This is a genomic window from Marinobacter guineae, assembly GCF_002744735.1.
GTDB classification, from domain to species: domain Bacteria; phylum Pseudomonadota; class Gammaproteobacteria; order Pseudomonadales; family Oleiphilaceae; genus Marinobacter; species Marinobacter guineae.
On record NZ_KZ319341.1, the window covers coordinates 129839 to 149065 of the forward strand.

At 57.3% G+C, this 19227-nt stretch carries 14 protein-coding genes; 4 read left to right on the forward strand and 10 right to left on the reverse strand.

Annotation, left to right across the window (positions count from 1 at the left end):
* Nucleotides 1–16 precede the first annotated feature (16 nt).
* Complete coding sequence (locus CLH62_RS14925; RefSeq protein WP_099618994.1) at nt 17–457, reverse strand: VOC family protein; 441 nt, start codon at nt 455–457, stop codon at nt 17–19.
* 75 nt (nt 458–532) lie between these two features.
* Between CLH62_RS14925 and CLH62_RS14930 the strand changes: the two genes are divergently transcribed.
* Nucleotides 533–1429: a DUF1853 family protein gene (locus tag CLH62_RS14930; protein WP_099618995.1), complete on the forward strand. Its 897-nt coding sequence runs from the start codon at nt 533–535 to the stop codon at nt 1427–1429.
* 7 nt (nt 1430–1436) lie between these two features.
* Here the strand turns inward: CLH62_RS14930 and CLH62_RS14935 are convergent, their stop codons facing one another.
* A complete protein-coding gene (locus CLH62_RS14935; RefSeq protein WP_099618996.1) occupies nt 1437–2015 on the reverse strand; it encodes an ATPase in 579 nt (192 codons plus the stop codon).
* Nucleotides 1999–2412 carry a TA system antitoxin ParD family protein gene (locus tag CLH62_RS14940; RefSeq protein ID WP_099618997.1) on the reverse strand — a complete coding sequence of 138 codons (414 nt, stop codon included), beginning with the start codon at nt 2410–2412 and terminating at the stop codon, nt 1999–2001. Before CLH62_RS14940 ends, CLH62_RS14935 begins: the two co-directional genes overlap by 17 nt.
* Before the next feature lie 167 nt (nt 2413–2579).
* On the opposite strand from CLH62_RS14940, the gene CLH62_RS14945 reads away from it, so the two are divergent.
* On the forward strand, nt 2580–3605 hold the full coding sequence (locus CLH62_RS14945) for an NADP-dependent oxidoreductase (protein WP_099618998.1): 1026 nt from the start codon (nt 2580–2582) through the stop codon (nt 3603–3605).
* Nucleotides 3606–3637: 32 nt separating this feature from the next.
* Here CLH62_RS14945 and CLH62_RS14950 read toward each other — a convergent pair whose 3' ends face one another.
* From CLH62_RS14950 to CLH62_RS14970, 5 genes are all read right to left on the reverse strand, one after another.
* A complete protein-coding gene (locus CLH62_RS14950; RefSeq protein ID WP_099619485.1) occupies nt 3638–4606 on the reverse strand; it encodes an NAD(P)H-quinone oxidoreductase in 969 nt (322 codons plus the stop codon).
* Between the two features lie 81 nt (nt 4607–4687).
* Nucleotides 4688–6427 (reverse strand): sugar phosphorylase, encoded by a 1740-nt coding sequence (locus CLH62_RS14955; protein WP_099618999.1) that lies wholly within the window; start codon nt 6425–6427, stop codon nt 4688–4690.
* Nucleotides 6424–7647 carry a glycosyltransferase family protein gene (locus CLH62_RS14960; protein ID WP_099619000.1) on the reverse strand — a complete coding sequence of 408 codons (1224 nt, stop codon included), beginning with the start codon at nt 7645–7647 and terminating at the stop codon, nt 6424–6426. The genes CLH62_RS14955 and CLH62_RS14960 overlap by 4 nt, the downstream gene beginning before the upstream one ends.
* Nucleotides 7648–7682: 35 nt before the next feature.
* Nucleotides 7683–8486 carry an HAD-IIB family hydrolase gene (locus CLH62_RS14965; protein WP_099619001.1) on the reverse strand — a complete coding sequence of 268 codons (804 nt, stop codon included), beginning with the start codon at nt 8484–8486 and terminating at the stop codon, nt 7683–7685.
* A gap of 12 nt (nt 8487–8498) precedes the next feature.
* On the reverse strand, nt 8499–9437 hold the full coding sequence (locus CLH62_RS14970; protein ID WP_099619002.1) for a hypothetical protein: 939 nt from the start codon (nt 9435–9437) through the stop codon (nt 8499–8501).
* A 77-nt stretch (nt 9438–9514) separates the two neighbouring features.
* Here CLH62_RS14970 and CLH62_RS14975 point away from each other — a divergent pair, with 77 nt between their 5' ends.
* On the forward strand, nt 9515–10969 hold the full coding sequence (locus CLH62_RS14975) for a protein adenylyltransferase SelO (protein ID WP_099619486.1): 1455 nt from the start codon (nt 9515–9517) through the stop codon (nt 10967–10969).
* A 91-nt stretch (nt 10970–11060) separates the two neighbouring features.
* On the opposite strand, the gene CLH62_RS14980 is transcribed toward CLH62_RS14975, so the two are convergent.
* Nucleotides 11061–12575: a fumarate hydratase gene (locus tag CLH62_RS14980; protein WP_099619003.1), complete on the reverse strand. Its 1515-nt coding sequence runs from the start codon at nt 12573–12575 to the stop codon at nt 11061–11063.
* Nucleotides 12576–12989: 414 nt separating this feature from the next.
* Between CLH62_RS14980 and CLH62_RS21155 the strand changes: the two genes are divergently transcribed.
* Nucleotides 12990–16013, forward strand: a complete 3024-nt coding sequence (locus CLH62_RS21155; RefSeq protein WP_099619004.1) for a hypothetical protein — start codon at nt 12990–12992, stop codon at nt 16011–16013.
* 484 nt (nt 16014–16497) lie between these two features.
* Here CLH62_RS21155 and CLH62_RS14990 read toward each other — a convergent pair whose 3' ends face one another.
* The gene (locus CLH62_RS14990) at nt 16498–19131 is read right to left on the reverse strand and encodes a penicillin acylase family protein (protein WP_099619005.1); all 2634 of its coding nucleotides are present in this window, start codon (nt 19129–19131) and stop codon (nt 16498–16500) included.
* Between the last annotated feature and the right edge of the window lie 96 nt (nt 19132–19227).

Sequence of the window (19227 nt, forward strand, 5' to 3'; positions counted from 1 at the left end):
AACGGGTTCTCACCCCTTACCAGGTACCGATGTTTTCCATGCTGGCCCAGGGCTCCTTCGCCGGCAGCGCCTCCCCTTTTTGCAGCAATTCTATGGAAATGTTGTCCGGCGTCCGGATAAAGGCCATGTGACCATCCCGTGGCGGCCTGTTGATGGTGACGCCATTGGCCTTCAAGTGCTCACACAGTGCGTAAATGTCATCAACCCGATAAGCAAGATGACCGAAATTCCGCCCGCCGGTGTACTCCTCCGGATCCCAGTTATAGGTGAGTTCGATCATCGGGGCCTTGTCCTCACGGGCGCGGGCCTCGTCTTCAGGGGCGGCCAGGAATACCAGGGTGAAGCGGCCCTTGTCGCTGCTTTTTCGACTGATTTCAATCATTCCCAGCAGATCGCAGAAGAAATGAAGGGTCTCGTCCAGGTTACTCACCCGGATCATGGTATGGAGATATTGCATGGGGCCTCCTTCTGAACAGGATTAATCACGATTTCATCATCTTACCTTGAGCACAGTTTACGGTATTCTTGCTGCATGGATGCAAAAACAACGGACAATCTCATCTCACAGCTGAATACACCGGCTATCCGACACCTTGCCTGGCTGTGCCGGGCACCTCAGCTGTTGCATTCGCCACTGACCTTTGAGCCTGCCCGATACCTCCCCGAAGATTTGAACAGCAAATTCAGTGCATGGGATTGCAGCCCCGATGCGGCACCAGCGCTTTTGAGAGAGGCACCCCAGAAGCGACTGGGCTTCTATTTCGAGCGGCTTTACCGGGTATTGCTGGAGGACTTGCTTGGCTGGAATATTCTTCTACAGAATAGGCAAATACAGTCGAACGGGCGAACCATCGGAGAGCTGGATTTTGTGGTCCACAATCGCGCTGATAACCGGATAGAGCACCACGAAATTGCCATCAAATATTACCTGGGCGTTCCCGATCTGCACGGGAAGACCCTGTGGTACGGACCTAACGCCACAGACCGGCTTGACCTGAAAACCGACCGGATGCTGCGCCAGCAAAGCCAGCGGACCCAACTGCCAGAGGCCAGAACCTTATTGGGTGCGGCCGGTGTCTCGGGGCCAGTGACGCCACGAATCTTCATGCCTGGGTACCTGTTCTATCCCGCCGATCAGCAGGTTACCGTTCCGGATTATGTGCCTGCCAATCATCTACGCGGGCGGTGGCGCTATCTCTCACAGCTCAAAAGCTCGGATATTGCCGGCTGGGTGGTACTGAACAAGCCTCACTGGATTGGGTCCTGGCGACAGAGTGAGGCGCCTGAATCAGAAGAGGTATCAGTTGCACTGAACAAAATTGAGCGCCACGCCATGCCTCTGTTGTTCGCTAACCTGGTGAGAGATTCAAGCACCGGCCTCTGGCAGGAAACCGACCGGATATTTGTGGTGCCCGACAACTGGCCATAGCAGCCGATCAGGTGTCGATGAGATCCTTCGCCCACTGCGGCAAGATCTCTTGACAGGAGCGCCACTGCCCTTCTTCCCAGACTGCAACCCGCACATAGGGTTGATCGAGGCTGGTGTTATCAACAAGGTGTAGTTCATCCGCCAGCCCCACACACTGCCGAAGATTCGCCAGGGTTCTTGGAATGCGCGCCTCTATCTTGGTCTCAGGCACATTGTGGCCTCCCGACTTCACCCGAGAGGCAACCCGGGCCATGTTCAGCGACGCCAACTCCAGATGGAAATAAAACAGCCGGATTCGAAAACCCGCCGCTTTGGCGGCCGCCACGAAGTCCACTTTCGACGGATGAGAAAAAACGGTTTCAAAACAGAAACTCTGGCGCTCCTCAAGTAACCGGAACCGCTCCTTCTCCGCAATCAGCGCAGCTTCATAACTATGTTTCTCAGGCGCATCCGGCCACACGCTGCGGGCAATGTTGTCGGCATTCACCAGAGGAATCTTCCGGCGGGCCAGGAATCGCTCGTAGAAAGTTGTCTTGCCAGCCCCGTTACCGCCAACCAGCAGCCAGAGTTCAGGCTGCGTTGTCACGGTCACTCAGTGCCTCAAAACGCCCGTTGCGGAACTGCCCGACTTCCCGGGAGCCATCCGGATAAACAGCCTCGAGATAACCGGGCTTGTCACCAGAGGCCTGATATACCGTCCGTCCCCGGGCAATGGAACGACTTAACTCGCCGCTTTCACGGGCCTGATCCACCTCTGCCCACAAATCATCACTGGTGACCGGGTCAGCCACCACCGGCTCAACCCTAACCCGGCGAATACCCTGAGCGATGGCAATCAGATCCTCGGCACTCACCTCACCGGCAACGGCCCGACCAATCTCGGCCCAATACTCGATCTGCTTGGGCGTTGAGCGCCTGTGAACCGCACCCTCGGCAGCGGCGTGTCGAACCAGCGTGTCGTCGAGACGGACAGCAGTGGTCATGGTGGCCTCCTGATGTGTAGCTTGGCGTTTGATACAGGTTACCACGGTTGTTGCAGCTTGCAACACCCGGAGACCCCTGCTGTCTCGGTTGAGAAAGTTGAGAGGTTGACCAACGCAACGTTCTCCTGCACCCTAATCTGGTTTCATTATGCAACCGGAGAAAGCGTGTGAGTGATTATCGAAACCGAGCCGTTGTGCTCAAGCAGCGCCCACAAGGCGAGATTCAGCAAGGCGATCTGGTACTGGAGGACCGCCCGGTTCGATCCCCAGATGAGGGAGAGGTGGTTGCCCAGGTGCTCTGGTTGTCTCTGGATCCCTACATGCGCCCCCGCATGAATGACGCCAAGGGTTATATGGATCCCATTGGCATTGACGAGCCCATTGTTGGGGAGAGCGTTGCGCGGGTGGTGGAATCCCGGTCAGACGACCTGAAGGTCGGGGATCTGGTCACCTGTTATTCCGGCTGGCAGGAGTACGTTACTTTTCCTGCGGATGCCCCGATGGTGTACGAGATTCAGGAACGCGACAACGTGCCCCTGCAGGCTTACCTGGGCGTTGCCGGGATGCCCGGGCGTACCGGTTACTGCGGCCTGATGTATGTGGGCAAACCGAGAGCCGGAGAAACTGTGGTTGTCTCTGCCGCATCCGGCCCCGTGGGCACGGTCGTCGGCCAGACCGCGAAGTCAGAAGGCTGCCGGGTTGTGGGCGTTGCAGGCGGCCCAGAGAAGTGCGATTACGTAGTCAATGAACTCGGCTTTGACGCCTGTGTTGATTACAAGGCGGGCAATCTGGAAACGGATCTTAAAGACGCCTGCCCGGATGGCATCGACATCTACTTTGAAAACGTGGGAGGCGCCGTTACCCGCGCTGTTGCCCCGCTGTTGAACGCCGGTGCACGGGTACCTATCTGTGGTTTTGTATCCGCTTACAATGCAACGGACATGTCGAGCGTGGAAACCCCGTTCCATGTGCTCAAGGCACTTGATCCGGTACCCGAGCACCGTTTTTTCCTGGTCACCGAGTGGCAGGACCGGCACCAGGAAATCACGGACATTCTGGCCTCCCGGGTTGCTTCCGGTGAACTGAAATACCGGGAAACGGTTGCCGAAGGCCTTGAAAATGCCGTTGAGGCTTTCAAGGGACTGCTCAAGGGCAGGAACTTCGGCAAGCAACTGGTCCACATCGCGGACTGATTGTTTCCGAAGAGAGGCGAAGGCCTAGGGTATCAGTCTGAGATTTTCAGAAGCACCTTTCCGGTGTTCTTGTTCTCAGCGACGTAGGCCATCGCTTCCTCCACCTGCTCGATCGGCCAGGTGCTATCAATCAACGGTTCGATCTGGCCGGCACTGAGCAGTGGCCATACATGCCTGTGCAGGGCCTGCATCACCTCGCCCTTATCCTCGACGGTGCGGGAGCGAAGCGTGGAGCCGATCAGTCGCTGGCGCTTGACCAGCATGATGCCCAGGTCCACCTCGGCCATTCGGCCACCCATCAGTCCGATCAGCACAATTCGACCGTCCACGTTCAGGACCTTCTGGTCGTCCGCAATATAACTGCCTCCGACCGGATCCAGCACCATATCCACGCCGCCCCAGTTTTTAACCGCATCAATGAAGGAACCCTCTTTACGGTTCCAGACACCACTGGCTCCGAGGTTGCGGCAGATCTCCAGCTTGGCGGCATCGCCGGCGGTCGCAAACACCGGGTTGCCAAACGCCGTGGCCAGCTGGATAACAGCGGTGCCCAGACCGCTGCCGCCCGCGTGCAGAAGTACCCGTTCACCGGGCTTCAGCGCGGCCTCGCGGTAGAGGTTCAGCCAGGCCGTGGCAAAAACCTCGGGAATTGCTGCAGCCTTCTCCAGGGAAAAGCCTTTGGGCACCGGCAGCACCTGAACCTCTGGCACGACTACCCGTGTGGCGTAGCCACCACCGGTCAGCAGGGCACACACTTCATCCCCGGGCTGGAACCGAGTAACACCGGGGCCAACCGAGGCAATCCGGCCACTTACTTCCAGGCCCAGGATATCCGAGGCACCCGGCGGTGGCGGATAAACACCGGCCCGCTGCATAAGGTCCGCCCGGTTGATCGCTGTCCAGACGACTTCGATTTCAACCTGGTCCGCCGGCGGCTCACCCGGCCCTTCCCAGGGCGCCCAGCTCAGGTTGCCCGCGGTTACCTTGATAGCTTTGTTCATGTCTGACGTCTCGGCCTTGCGCATATGGGCACAGGATACCCTATGTTTTTCGAGCATTGCACAAATGACGTCGTCAGATAATCAGACGGTAACTTCCCGGTTGGCTAACCAGACGCTCTGATAGGGCTTGAGGGTGATCGACCCAGACAGGTCATCAATCTTCATGCCCGAGATCAGGTCCTGCCAGTGATCGGTGCCTATCAGGTTGATGTCGCTCAGAGCCACCAGCTGAACGTCATCGCTGATGTTGTGGATGCAGAAGATGGACTGGTCCCGCCGCATGCTCTGGCGCCAGAAACCGAATAGCTGGAGGCCCAGATGCAGGGTGAACTGGGTGGCGTTGGGATGGAACGCCGGCTGTTTGCGGCGAATGGCGATCAATCGTTTCAGCTTGTGGAAGGCCTTGCTGTGATGGCTTAGTGGGTCTTCAAGTTTGTGCTCCAGATCGTCCAGCTGCCATTGGCTGCGGTTGATGGAACGCAAGCGGCCGGTGTGCTCCACTCTCTCCAGATCATTCCTGGAGGCCAGCAGGCTGTGGATGTAGAAAGCAGGAATCCCCTCCAGCGCCAGCATAACCGTGTGGGCGCAGATAAAGCGCTGCAGCTGCCAGTGGTCCGTGCCGGATTCCGCCGTGCCCTGCAGGGCATCGTACAGGGCGATGTTGATTTCGTAGGGCTGGTCCCGGCCATCGGCCGTGCGGCGGTAGGACACCTTGCCTCCAAAGGAATCCATGGTATTAATCAGGCGCTGCTTTTCCTCGTCAGTCAGCAGACCGTCGGTCGGGCGCATGCCAATGCCGTCGTGGGAGGCAATGAAATTCAGGTAGGTGGTGCCCAATTGCGCCGGTGGCATGCTCATCAGCCAGGTCTTCAGGTGTTTGCAGTCTCCGGTCACCAGGGTGTTGATCAGCAGCGGTGGCAGGGAAAAATTGTAGATTACGTGGGCTTCGTTGGCGTTGCCGAAGTAGGTCAGGTTTTCCCGGTTGGGCACATTGGTCTCGGTGATGATCACTGCGTCCGGGCTGTGATGCTCAATCAGCAAACGCATTATCTTGATCAGCTCATGGGTTTGCTGCAAATGAATGCAGGGGGTGCCCGGCTCTTTCCAGAGAAAGGCGACCGCATCCAGTCGAAACAGGATGATGCCCCGCTCCAGATATTGCCGGATGATACCCACGAACTCGATCAGCACCTCCGGGTTTGCAAAGTTCAGATCCACCTGATCCTCACTGAAGGTGCACCAGACGTAGCGCTCCCCATCGTCCGTCTGCACCGGATTCAGCAGCGGTGAAGTACGGGGGCGAACGACGGCGCTTAGATCATCCCGGGGATTGCCCTCAAAGAAATAGTCCTTGCCCGGCTCCACGCGTTTTCGAAAGTTCTCGAACCAGCGACTGCGGGCCGACATGTGGTTGATGACCAGATCCGCCATGAGCTTGTAATCCCGGGCGATCCGTTCGATATCTTCCCAACTGCCGTGGGATTCGTTGACGGCCAGGTAGTCCATCACCGAGAAACCATCGTCTGAGCTGTAGGGAAAAAACGGCAGTATGTGAACGGATGAGATGCTGTCGGCAAGGCAGTCACCGAGGAACCGATGCAGGGTCACCAGAGGCTTTTCTTCCGGCTGCTGCACCGTGTCGGCGTAGGTGATCAACACTATATCCGACTCATCCCAGTTATTCTGATGGGCCGGAGGCGGCTCCTGATTGGGCGGCAACCCCATGGTAGTCAGCAGCTGTTCCGACAGGAAGTCACAATCCAGTTCCGGGTAGACCACCTCCAGCATGGCTACCAGTTTGGCTTTCAGGGGCTGGTTCATGGCCGGAATTCCTCATTATCCAGCTCGACCGCCTCCAGCAACTGTTCCTTGATATCCGGAATGGCGCTCGTCACCCGGTTCCAGCTGGGAATGAAAGGCGTGTCCATGGGATTGTCGAGAAAGTAGGCACCGGCCCGCATTACGTTCTGGGCAAACAGCTCCACCGCCTTCTCTTCCTTGTGCCGGTCGAAGGTCAGGCCATTAATGATGGCATCGTTCTGGTAGGTCTCGACAAAGTCCAGGGCTATCCGGAAATATGTGGCCTTGAGGGTCCGGAACTTCTCGTTGGAGAAGATCTCACCGTTGGTGGCCAGTTTGCGAAACAGCGCCTTGGCGATGTCCACGCTCATCTTCGAGAGCCCCTTGCTGGCGTCCGCCGGGGACAGTTCCTGGTGTTTGTGATCGTAGACATCGGCGATGTCTACCTGGCACAGGCGGTTGGTGGCGTAGTTGCGCTTCATCTCGGAAAGCACCCCAATCTCCAGCCCCCAGTCGCTGGGGATGCGCAGATCGTCGATTACATCAGTACGGAACGAGAATTCACCGGCCAGTGGGTAGCGGTAGCTGTCCAGGTAATCCAGAAAATCGTTGGGCCCGCACACCTTTTTCAGGGCCCGTATCAGTGGTGTCACCAGCAGTCGGCTGACCCGGCCGTTCATTTTTCCGTCCGCCACCCGGGCGTAATAGCCCTTGCAGAACATGTAGTTGAAACCCGGATTCGCCACGGGATAAATCAGCCGCGCCACCAGATCCCTGGAATAGGTCAGAATATCGCAATCGTGCAGCGCAACGGACTTGCTCACCCCGGATGCCAGCACATACCCAAAGCAATACCAGACATTCCGGCCCTTGCCCATTTCAGTCGGCGCCAGGTTCTGCTCCCGGAGCTGGAGATCAATGGCCCGCAATCGGGGGCCGTCGTTCCACAGCACCTTGAAGTTCTGGGGCAACTCCGAGAAGTACTCGAGGGCGTGGCGGTATTGCGCTTCGTTAGCCCGGTCCAGCCCGATTACGACCTGATCCAGATAGGGCACCTTGCCAAGCTCATGCACGATGTTCTTCAGGGCCGGGCCTTCCAGTTCGGAATAGAGCGACGGCAGCACCAGGGACATGGGGCGGGCCTTGCGGAAGCTCATCAACTCCGCTTCGAGGTCCTCCACCGGGCGCCGAACCAGGTTATGGAGGGTGGTGATAATGCCATTCTGGTAAAAGTCGCCCATGGCGGCTCTCCTTTTTAAATCCTGACTCAATCAGGTCAGTAACCGTACTCAAACAGGAGATTGAGCACACACTCATTCCAGCCTTCGGGGCCGGGCTTGAGGGAGCGCATGGCGTGCTTTGCCGAAGGTAACCTGACCTCTTCGCTTTTTACGCCCCGGATCACCACCGGTATATCCGCTGATTCGAGCATTCGCTGATCGTTGGGGCTGTCACCGAGGGCAATGGCCACCAACGGATGCGCGCCATAACGCTCCCTGTATTTGCCCAGCAAGAAACGGGCCCCTTCGGCTTTATCGAAAATGCCCATGGCGTGGAGGAAGCGCCCTCCCGGCACTAGCCGGAGACCTTCATCTGCCAGGGCCGCTTCAAATTCGGCCAGTGCCTCCTCGGAGCCCTGCCAGATCAGAGGTTCGGTGCCTAAACGCTGTTTTGCCCGCTCTGCCGCAGCTCGATCAAGGCCGGTTTCAGCGGCCAGCTCTTCGGCAGTCATGTCATCGAAGCCCCGAAACCGCGCACCCGCCTGCCGTTGGGCCCCAAGCACTTCGAGCACCTGGTCCCTGGTTGCACCAAAATTCACCACTTCCTCATCGGTGTTGCCGAAGGTATGAGGAGGAATAATGATCGCTGCACCGTTTTCGACAATAAAGGGGTCGGTATTGCCCAGCTCCGCCCGCAACGCCCGGATTTCCGGCAGGGTTTTGCTGGAATTGAGCACCAGGGGAATCCCCGCCGCACGAAGCTTTGCCAACGCGGGGCCGGCGGGCTGCCAGCGATAATCATCGTGATCCAGCAGGGTGCCATCGAGATCGGAAAAAATGAGCAGGTGGGGTCTGGGCATGGAGGATCTCCGTTAATCTGCACGGAACTGGGGAAGGCCAAGGGAGTGGTCCTCGGCCACATTGATCAGAACATCAGCCCTGCCCGGCATTTCAGCAAGACAGGCCCGGGTAACACGCTCGTAGTGCATGACGAACCGGCCGACTTCGTCATCATTCATTATGCGCAAACCTTGTGCGCCAGTGCCGACCTCGCCCTCTTCTGGTGCACTCCGGGTTTTCCGGGCCAGCTTCTTCTCCTGAAGACTGCGCCATTCCAGAACACACTTCATGGAGGGGGCTTTAAGCATCACCAGGCAGTCGATCTGGCCGAAAAAATTGCGGTACTCACCTTTCAACTGCTCATTGACATAGGTTCGCCAGGTTCCGTGGGGATCTTCGTCCGCCTCCAGCCGATTGATCGGAGATCTCAGCGCCTCCGCATCCTCGGGCCTTGCATCCAGACACCACCCTTCAACCAGGATCACCTCAGCCCGGCCGGAAAACACAGGCCAGGCATCAGGTGGAACCCGATCGTCCCGGGACTTGTCAAATGAAGGGATCGGGGTGCTGTCATCGGGCCCCGCGGAGCGAAGCTGGGCCAGTATTCTTTGCCCAAGAGAAACATCGTGGGTGCCGGGCACCCCACGGGTTTTGAACAGGGGGTGAACCCGTTCGGCAAGGCCTTGGCGCTCTGCTCTGGTAAGGTAGATGTCATCCAGGGAAAAGCTTGCGGTGGGGCAGCTCCGATGCCGGACCAGAATCTCCCGCAGAAACAGGGTCAGCGTAGACTTGCCGGTGCCCTGGGCGCCGTGGAGACCCACCACAACCGGACGCTTTTCCGCATCATGGAGAGCCAGGATGTGATCCACCAGCGGCAAGATGGTCTGTTCCACGGTTCGGGCGTAGGTTTCAGGCAGGCCTTCCTGTTGAATCAGGGCCTTAATGGTTTGTTCGAGTGATCGGTCAGACACGTTGGTTTTCCCGGTTTGCACAGATGGTTTATGAAACAGGTCAGCAGAATTCATACCAATGGGAGTATAGGCATTTTATGAGTAGCAACGGTTTTCGCGTAGAGCATCGCTACCTGGAGCTCCCGGACAGCTTTTACACAAGAGTCCAGCCCTCGCCCCTAAGCGGTGCAAAGATGGTGTGCTTCAATCATCAGCTCGCTGAGCAGATGGGCTTCCATGCCAGGTCTGAATCCGACTGGACCGGCGTGGGCGCGGGCACCGAGTTGCTTGAGGGCATGGACCCGGTGGCGATGAAATACACCGGCCACCAGTTCGGCGTTTACAATCCGGAGCTGGGCGACGGCCGCGGCCTATTGCTGTGGGAAACCAACGGGCCGGACGGCCGCCGATGGGACTGGCACCTGAAAGGCGCCGGCACGACACCCTATTCCCGCTTTGGCGATGGACGGGCCGTTCTGCGTTCCACCATCCGCGAATACCTGTGCAGTGAGGCCATGCATGGCCTGGGCATTTCCACCACCCGGGCCCTGTTTATGATCAGCGCAAAAGACCCGGTTCGCCGGGAATCCATCGAAACCGCAGCAGCGCTGGTTAGGGTGGCGCAGAGCCATATCCGTTTCGGCCATTTCGAGTTTGCCGCCCATCATGAAGGGCCAGAAACGGTCAAAACCCTGCTGGAGCACGTGATCTCACTGCACTTTCCCCATTTGATCGGCCTGCCGGATGACGAGCGCTACACCCGCTGGTTTGAGGAAGTGGTAGAACGCACAGCCCGGATGATTGCAGACTGGCAGGCCGTCGGCTTCTGCCATGGCGTAATGAACAGCGACAATATGTCGATCATCGGAGACACCTTCGATTATGGCCCCTATGCGTTCCTGGACGATTTCGATGCCGGCTACATCTCCAATCACACCGACCAGGCCGGCCGATACGCCTACAACCGCCAGCCGCAGGTGGGCTTTGATAATTGCCAGTACCTGGCTCGCGCCCTGCTCCCGATCATGGATGAAGATGATGTGCGCCGGGGCCTGCGCCGCTATGAAACCGCCTACAATGAACGGTTCCTGCAAAACATGCGCGACAAGCTGGGCCTGGCAATCGAAGATGAGGGAGACCTGGGCCTGATCATGGACACCTTCAGCATGCTGCATGAGCACCATGTGGACTACACCGCGTTTTTCCGGGCGTTGTCGAACCTCTATGCCAACGGCCATGGGCCGGTCAGGGATCTGTTCGTGGATCGCAGTGTGGCGGACCAGTGGCTGGAACGCCATGAAGAGCGGCTGATGGGCGAGACCCGTGCCCACGATGAGCGGGAGTATGCCATGCGCGGGGTGAACCCGAAGTATGTGCTGAGAAACTATCTGGCCCAGCAGGTTATCCTGGAAGCTCAGAACGGGGATTATGAGCCGATGAAGGCACTGCTCAAGGTACTGGAACGACCGTTCGATGAGCAGCCGGAAAACGAGGCTTACGCTGCATTACCGCCGGACTGGGGCAAGCATCTGAATATCAGCTGCTCCTCTTGAAATGACGCTTGGCCACGGACACTCACGGACAAAAAAGAAAAAGGCCTGTGTTCCTGATCTTTTCGTCCGTGACGTGTCCGTGGCTAGCTCATCAAACCGCCTTGGCGGCAATAATCTTATCGTGCCATTCAGCCGGACCGGTCTGATGCACTGAAGAACCGCGAGAATCCACGGCTACCGTGACTGGCATATCTTCCACCTCAAACTCGTAAATGGCTTCCATGCCCAGTTCCGGGAAGGCAACCACTTCGGCGTGCTTGATCGCCTTGGAAACCAGGTAAGCGGAGCCGCCCACGGCCATCAGGTAGACCGCGCCAAATTCCTTGATGGCATCAATGGCCACCTGGCCGCGCTCGGCTTTACCGATCATGCCGGTGAGGCCGGTCTTCTCCAGCATGGTGTGGGTAAACTTGTCCATGCGGGTTGCAGTCGTCGGACCTGCGGGGCCAACCACTTCTTCTCGCACCGGATCCACAGGGCCCACGTAGTAAATGAAACGCCCCTTCAGATCGACCGGCAGTTCCTCACCTTTCTCGATCATGTCCACCATCTTCTTGTGGGCCGCGTCACGGCCGGTCAGCATCTTGCCGGACAGCAGAACGGTTTCACCTGGCTGCCACTCTTTTACATCCTCCGGAGTAACCGTATCCAGATTCACGCGGCGAACGTTCTCACCCACTTCCCAGGTAATTTCCGGCCAGTCTTCCAGGCTCGGCGGGGTCTGCAGGGAGGGGCCGGTGCCATCCAGGGTGAAATGGGCATGCCGAGTGGCAGCGCAGTTCGGAATGATGGCCACGGGTTTGTTGGCGGCGTGAGTCGGGTAATCCTTGACCTTCACATCCAGAACCGTGGTCAGGCCGCCGAGGCCCTGGGCGCCGATACCCAGCTCATTCACCTTTTCGAACAGCTCCAGGCGCAGCTCTTCTGCGCGGTTGGAGGCACCACGCTCTTGCAGATCGTGAATATCGATCGGGTCCAGCAGTGATTCTTTGGCCATTTCCATGGCTTTCTCCGCGGTACCACCGATACCAATACCGAGCATGCCGGGCGGACACCAGCCGGCGCCCATTTGCGGCACCATCTTCAGCACCCAGTCGACAACGGAATCCGAGGGATTCAGCATGGCGAACTTGGATTTTGCCTCGGAACCGCCGCCCTTGGCGGCCACATGCACCTCGACCTTATCGCCCGGCACCATCTTGTAATGGATAATGGCCGGCGTGTTGTCACCGGTGTTCTGGCGTTTGCCATCCGGATCCGCCAGGATCGAAGCCCGTAGCACGTTATCCGGATTCGTGTACGCCCGGCGCACGCCTTCGTTGATCACTTCATCCAGCGGCAGTTCACAATCCCACTGCACGTTCATGCCGATGTTCACGAATACGGTAACAATACCGGTGTCCTGGCACAGCGGCCGGTGACCCTGGGCACACATCCGTGAATTGATCAGAATCTGGGCCATGGCATCCTTGGCCGCCTCGCTCTCTTCCCGCTGGTAGGCTTCATGAACCGCGTCAATGAAATCCTTGGGGTGATAGTAGGAAATGAACTGCAGCGCGTCCGCTACACTTTCAATCAGGTCGTCCTGGCGGATTACGGTGGTCATAGGCGCCTCATCAGCTTGGTATCGTTATGTCGTGTTATCAAAAAATCGGGAGGCGAGAGTTTACCAGAAAATCGGTTTGGCGAGGGACCCGACAGATGGCGAAAGCTTTTGAGCAAAAACAGGGAAGTTACCGGCCCTGCGGGCTCGACAAACTGGTAACCGCCAACTATTTTTCACAAATGCCAATCTCCAACCGTGCGGGGAGGTTTCAAACTACCAGAATCACACTTTTGGCTGATCAACACTTGCCATACTGCCGCTATAGTCATAGATACAGAAATTGGCTTACAGCGCTGGCTACAATTTCAGACAACAGTTTAAGCAGAACAGGCCACTGACAACGGGCTTACCGGATCAGACCGGCCCCGTCAGCTGCCGAACATAACGACACAACAACAGGAAAAGGTTCCACCCATGTTCAAGAAAACTCTAATAAGTCTTGCCGTGGCGTCTTCCCTAGGGCTTACAGGCTGCTTTGATAGTGGCGAGACGGGGGCGAATGCTAATCCGGATTATAAGATTAGTAACCCAGCCATTGATGGCAAGTCGTATCCAAGGTTCAACCCGATCATCGCTGATCAGTTTATCGACACAGGTACGGCTCTGCCGCTGCCCAACGATTTGCTGTTCCAGCAAGCCAGCCTTAACACGGCCCCCCCTACGAAGGCCGACGGAACCTTTATCGATGCCGCCAGCGCCAACCCCAACGCCGTGGAGTATGCTCTCGGCTTCCTGGACGGCATCTCAACGGTGGCCCCTATTGACCTGCCTTTCGAAGGCTCCATCAAGGAAGGAAGCGTCAAGGACACTCAGTTTGTCGCTCCCAATGTTCCTAACCCCGGACAGAACGTGTTCTTGCTCGAACTGGCCTACCCGGGTGGTGACGCTCTGAGTTCAACCAGTCTCTTCGTTAAGGGTGGTTTGGCTCCATCAGACTACGAAGATGGCATCAGCAGTGATGAACTGACGGCTGTCGAAAGCGAAGCCCGCATTAACCGGTCTACCGGCTTGCCTCAAACAAAGAGTGTGGAAATACCAGTTCCGGCTATCGCAACTGGCGCCAACCCTGTGGACTTCCGCGCAGAGGTGATTAATCTCGACGGTGGTACGGCAAATTATTTGCGAATTACCCCGCTGAAACCGCTGAAACCACAAACTCGTTATCTGGTCGTGGTCACCGACAGCATCACCGACCTTAACGATGACAAAATCATCAAAGACCCGCTTTTCGAGTCCGTAGCCGATCAGGATGCAGTTCTGGGTAATGCCAGCGCTTTGGCCCCAGTACGGGATGCCGCGCTGGGCTGGCAATCTCTGGCTGAAGCATACTTCAATGCCGCAACCAACCAGGTCCGCCAGGCAAACGGTCTGCCTGCGATTGATCGTAGCAACATCGCACTGGCCTATACCGCCACGACCGGCGGCACCTCCGCCGTGCTGGACAGCATTGCCAACCCAGCTTCCTTCTTTGAGAAAGGACTTCGGACCGAGGCAAAACAAGACGCCATCTATAAGCTCGTAACTGGACAACTGACGCTCTCAGCCGTGGAAGTCGGCGGAGGTTTTCCTAGCAACGAAGTAGCGGCAGAAAATCAGTGTTTGAACGCAGCGCTTATCGGCACCGTGACAGACTCAAGCAGCCCCGCCTATATTCCGGAGCTTGACCCGGCCAGTTCAGCGTATGACTCGAGCATCACAACCTTCGCCCAGTTACCGAGTAACTCCAAAAAAGCGGTAGCCCAAAGTGCTGTGGCAGGGGCAAATGAAAAAATTGAGAACGAAGAGATCAACGATGCAGATGTCGGTGGCTTCTCTTGCGGTGATGGCCTCACCTTTGCCCAGGTTGCCGGGGGAACTGAGGGCGCTTTGGTATCCGCTCTGCCACAACCGACAGATCGCAACACCGCGTTCTACACTGCCACGGGGCTCGGTAGTTCACCCCAACCAGCAGCTGCGTTCGGTCTTCCCAATGCAGCCGACATCCACTTGGGGCAAATTGAGTTGCCCTACTATCTTCAGGTTCCTGAGTCAGAAGCCGATGCGCCAGCTGCTCTGACTACAGCCTGGCAGGCCAACGAAGTAATCGGCGGGGCAATTGACACTGCCCAGGGCAATGAGGCCGGCACGACACCGCCAACCGACAAGGTAACCTACCGCTACCCGTTCCCTGGCGGGGAAACCGGCGGCACTGCCGTTCAGGCACCGGTGCTTCTGCAAACGCCGGCAGGAGCTGGCAGCGCGGGATCGACTGGCGCAAGTGGATTGCCTGTTGTGATCTACCAGCACGGCATCTTTGGTGAGCGTGGACATTCCTTGGTCCTGGGCAACCAGCTGGCAGCGGCCGGTTACGCAACGCTTGCAATTGACCTGCCCCTGCATGGTGTCGCACCCTTGCTGCCTAGCGACGGTTCGGCTAACCCGCTACTTCCACTTAGCGTGGACTATGATGCGACTACGCCGGATAACGAGCCTCCCTTCAAAGCGATCCCGACGTTCGCCGATTTGCAGGAACGTCACTTTGGCTACGCAACAAACGCAGAGGGTGACGTCGTCTCGATCAACTATGGAGAAAACGCCAACGGTACCTCAGGTGCAAACTACCTGAATCTTAGCGTTCTGCCCTTGCCGCGCGATGCGGCCCGCCAGGCAGTGGTTGATCTGATGAACCTGAATGCGTCCATCGCCGACATTGACTTTGATGCTGACGGCACGCCTGATCTCAACCCATCCCAAGTGTACTTTGTGGGTCACTCACTTGGCGGCATTGTAGGCACCACGTTTGTGGCAACCAACAACAAGGCAGTAGCCAACGACACCAACAGCGAACTGAACCCCATCAACGCAGCAGCGCTGGTGACCTCTGGCGGCGGTATTGCTCGGCTGCTTGAGAACTCCCCAAATATCGGCCCAGTTGTTATTGGTGGACTTGCGGAAAATGGTGTCACACAGGGTTCGTCCGCGTTTGAGATTTACCTGAGCGTGGCACAGGCTGCCGTGGACTCCTCGGATTCCATCAACTTCGCGGAGGCTTTGGCAGAAGGGGCAACCCCCGTCTATGCCAACGAGATATATGGGGATGGTTCGTCCCGTGCGACTCAGGATCAAACCATTCCTGTCGCCGCAGACACTCTTTTTGCCGGGGCTTACACAGCACCTCTGGGTGAAGCCAATCCCGCACCACTATCCGGCACTGAACCACTGCTTGACCTTTTGAATACAACAGCTGTCAGTACCAATGGACCGGTTAGCGGCAACGTGGCGGTTCGCTTTAACACAGGCACTCATACCACCATCATCAAGCCAGCTTCAGCCATTGGCGAGGCTGTGTTCGCTGACATGGCAACCAATATTGTGAGCTTCTTTGGTTCAAATGGCGCCAGTATTGGTTTCGCTGGCGCAGCACCGGTAGTTGTGGACGGAGACCCAACCGAGAACTAACAAAGATTGTGTCTTAAATTATTAAAGAGGGATTGCCCCTTACCCCGAAAACCCCGGAACTCCGGGGTTTTTTATTGCGGTGTCCCGTCCTGAAATACGTTGTCATCTGGGTAATGAGCAGATAGACAATGTTACTCGCATCAGCAAAAAGCGCACTCAGGGAGATTAAAACCTGAATTCTAAATTGACCGATGTCGATCAAGCTGAAAACGGCGAATTTACCTGTAAGCAAGCCCAAGAATTTTGGGAATTCAGGGCAGTAATACGGAGCTCATGTTGCTCCGAAAACACGGTGAATTAGACTGGCGCTTATCGAGGAGCTCGACAATGAGCCGACCCCAGGAGACACCCGAGCAAAATATCAAGCCCCTGGAAAGAGCGCTGGAAGATGAGCGGCTCCGCGTTCGTCCACGAGTGAATCCCGCGCCTGCCTGAACATGGGCTTCAGTTTCTGTGGGAACGTCACCTACTCATGCTCTGCAAACTACTGCGAAATCACCGTCTCACCCTGGGGTAACAGATGGGCCTCGATTTCAGATTCCGAGAACAGAATCTGACGGTATTCCTTATTGGAGTACTGCACGCTCTGGTCACTGAAATAGGGAGACATTGCATCGGTTGACTGGGAGTACCTGACCAAGCCGTAGGCTTCCGGGCCGTGGTTGGTAAACTCCAGCCCGAAATGCCAACTGGTCCCTCGGGCCATAAGCCACCCGTTGATACCCCCGGAGCCATCAGACAGCCCGGCGGTGTTATCAATCACCTCCGGCGTAATCCTCGGGAATCGGGTATCCTCGGCAAATACGGTGGTAGCGACCCCGACTGCGTTGAAGGCACCGTCGATATTGCCATCACCCCCATGCCAAGGGATGGGCTGGGTCTGGAAGACCGGCATTCCGCCACTTCCGGGCTCTACCCCACCGGACGCCCGGTAGTATTGAAGGTCGCCCAGCGGCTCGTTGGGCGCAATTCCCTGTGACTGCAGAGCGCTCACCCCACTGGCAAGAGCCTGCAGCATCGTATCGCTCGGCGTACCCGCGCCCTCCTCGGACGGATCGGCGGGCGTGCCCACAGGATCATCCGCGCTGAAAGCCGTTGTCAGGTCTGTATCCAGCCTGTTTATGTAGTGTGCCATGAAGACCCGGAAAATATGAGCGCCGACGCTGTCGCGGTTGTATAGCCCATCCCAGCCATCCAAAGCCTGGCACCAAGGGGACAGATCGATGCCATTCACGGTTGTGAAGCCAATCATGGCACACCGGTTCAATAGCTCCGGAAGGAACTGCTCCGCGTACCAGGCTCGGTTGTTCCAGATAACGCCAAGCAGCTCTTCAGCACTGAACTTTCCATCCTGGCCGGCAGGTAAAGGGGCACCGGGGAAGCCTGCCTCCATCGGGTTCTGGAGCATCTTGATACCCAACCGGGTTCGGGGGTTGATGGGTGCTTTTTCGTCGCCGAACAGAGGGGAGAATCCGGCCAGGAACTCTGAGGGGTTGGTCGACCAGTAACTGCTGTTCGAATTCTGGACCCAATCCGAACGAACCAGCATGGGTTTCTGGTCATAGGGGACAAGCGATCCGCATTCGGTTTCCTCCCAGTCTTCGGTCGACGTACCGCCATCCAACAAAGTAACACCTTGATCAAACAGCGCAGCGTAAAACGGGCTGTTGGCCCTGCGGAGGTTCACGAGGTCAATCGCCTGCTCAGACAGGTTAGGTACCGAGCTGCTGTCGATATAGAAGGCGTTACCCTTGTCGTCTGCGTAGGTTGTGTTCGTCCAGAGAGTGGAGCCGCAATTCCGGAACACTTTTTGGAACTGGTTGAGATTCCTGGCCCGGCTCATCTGCAGCCAGGTATCCAGAAGGCCACCCGTGCTGGCATTGGCATCCCTGTAGGTGATCGCTACCGGGCTCTCCGGGTTCAGCGCACCGTTGTCACCCCAACCCGGTAGATTGCTGTTTACAGCATTGGCCGCGATCATGGGACCGTACTCGGAAAAATAGAACTTCCGTTCGAGAACAACGGGCTCGGTCATCCCCATATCCACTTCGATCTGATAGGTCTCCGTACGTATGGGTTTTTCCACGCCGTCTTTCACATAAGTCAGGTTGTCTCCAGCATTCAATACGAGCTCATACCAGGTGAAGCGACGACTGGTGGAAACCGTATGGGACCAGGCCAGGTTTCTGTTGAAGCTGATCAATGGCACGGCGGTGCCGAGAAGGCCGGCCCCATGGACATTCAGGTAGCCGCGAACCGTCATCTGGACCTCATACAACCGCCGGGGACCAGTGTAGGGAAAATGCGGGTTGGCCAGGAGCGCGCCTCTCCCCTGTTCCGTCATGGCCTTGCCGATGCCCCAGGCATTGCTGGCGAGCCCGGTATCAGTGAAGTTCTCAATCGACCCGGCGCCGGCCTGGGCTGTTGCCACCACCTGGTCCCTCAGCTTTTCAACAGCCCCGGAATCCGTGACGGAGTGGGCAACCCTGGGCGCGGGACTCACGCCCGGGGGAACCGCAAGAAAGACCGCCCCCGTCGCAAATTGCCCTCCGCTGGCGTATTGACCAACCACCCGATAGTACGCAAGCAGGTCCACGGGAGTGATCTCGGTTACCCAGGGTTGATCACGGCATTCCGCCGGAAGGTCGCCAGGCGCTGTTTCTCTCACGTATCGATTGTAGCCCTCCGCAAAACCCTGGGTTAAAGCGCGGCTTTCGTTACTGAGGGAGCGGTACTCCCGCTCGGCGCCACTGTATATTTCCTGAGCCTTGTAGCTGAAATCATTGATGATGTTCAGCCCTACTCCAATTTCAGTGCCAGGCCCCGGGCCAAAATACCTGGCACGCTCACTTCTTGCCTTTACAATCGCTTCGGCCAACAGGCAAACATTATCCTGCGCTTGGGCATAGCCATGACCGAAGGCCGCAGATTTCAGGTTATCGGCTGTAATGTGGGGAACCCCACCGGTAGTACGGCGTATGTTGGCCTCAAGCTTTCCGTCTACCGGAAAAAGCTTGGCCTGGAAACCCGCCGCCAGCACCGTACTCCCGGTAAGCAGCATAGCAAGACCGAAGGCCCAGCGGGCGCCGGGGCGGTCACATATATTCCTGATTTTCATGGCGTCATCCTTGATGCTGGTTGTCTACAGATTCACCGTTACAGGTGATACTAATAAAGCTAGCAGAGCCCTCGCGTTAGACCAGAAAAACGGCGC

Bases quoted from the DNA above. Each gene is read 5' to 3' on its own strand.
- CLH62_RS14950 (WP_099619485.1), bottom strand. From the start codon at position 4,606: ATGAACAAAGCTATCAAGGTAACCGCGGGCAACCTGAGCTGGGCGCCC.
- CLH62_RS14990 (WP_099619005.1), bottom strand. From the start codon at position 19,131: ATGAAAATCAGGAATATATGTGACCGCCCCGGCGCCCGCTGGGCCTTC.
- CLH62_RS14980 (WP_099619003.1), bottom strand. From the start codon at position 12,575: ATGACCACCGTAATCCGCCAGGACGACCTGATTGAAAGTGTAGCGGAC.
- CLH62_RS14930 (WP_099618995.1), top strand. From the start codon at position 533: ATGGATGCAAAAACAACGGACAATCTCATCTCACAGCTGAATACACCG.
- CLH62_RS14925 (WP_099618994.1), bottom strand. From the start codon at position 457: ATGCAATATCTCCATACCATGATCCGGGTGAGTAACCTGGACGAGACC.
- CLH62_RS14965 (WP_099619001.1), bottom strand. From the start codon at position 8,486: ATGCCCAGACCCCACCTGCTCATTTTTTCCGATCTCGATGGCACCCTG.
- CLH62_RS14955 (WP_099618999.1), bottom strand. From the start codon at position 6,427: ATGAACCAGCCCCTGAAAGCCAAACTGGTAGCCATGCTGGAGGTGGTC.
- CLH62_RS14975 (WP_099619486.1), top strand. From the start codon at position 9,515: ATGAGTAGCAACGGTTTTCGCGTAGAGCATCGCTACCTGGAGCTCCCG.
- CLH62_RS21155 (WP_099619004.1), top strand. From the start codon at position 12,990: ATGTTCAAGAAAACTCTAATAAGTCTTGCCGTGGCGTCTTCCCTAGGG.
- CLH62_RS14960 (WP_099619000.1), bottom strand. From the start codon at position 7,647: ATGGGCGACTTTTACCAGAATGGCATTATCACCACCCTCCATAACCTG.
- CLH62_RS14940 (WP_099618997.1), bottom strand. From the start codon at position 2,412: ATGACCACTGCTGTCCGTCTCGACGACACGCTGGTTCGACACGCCGCT.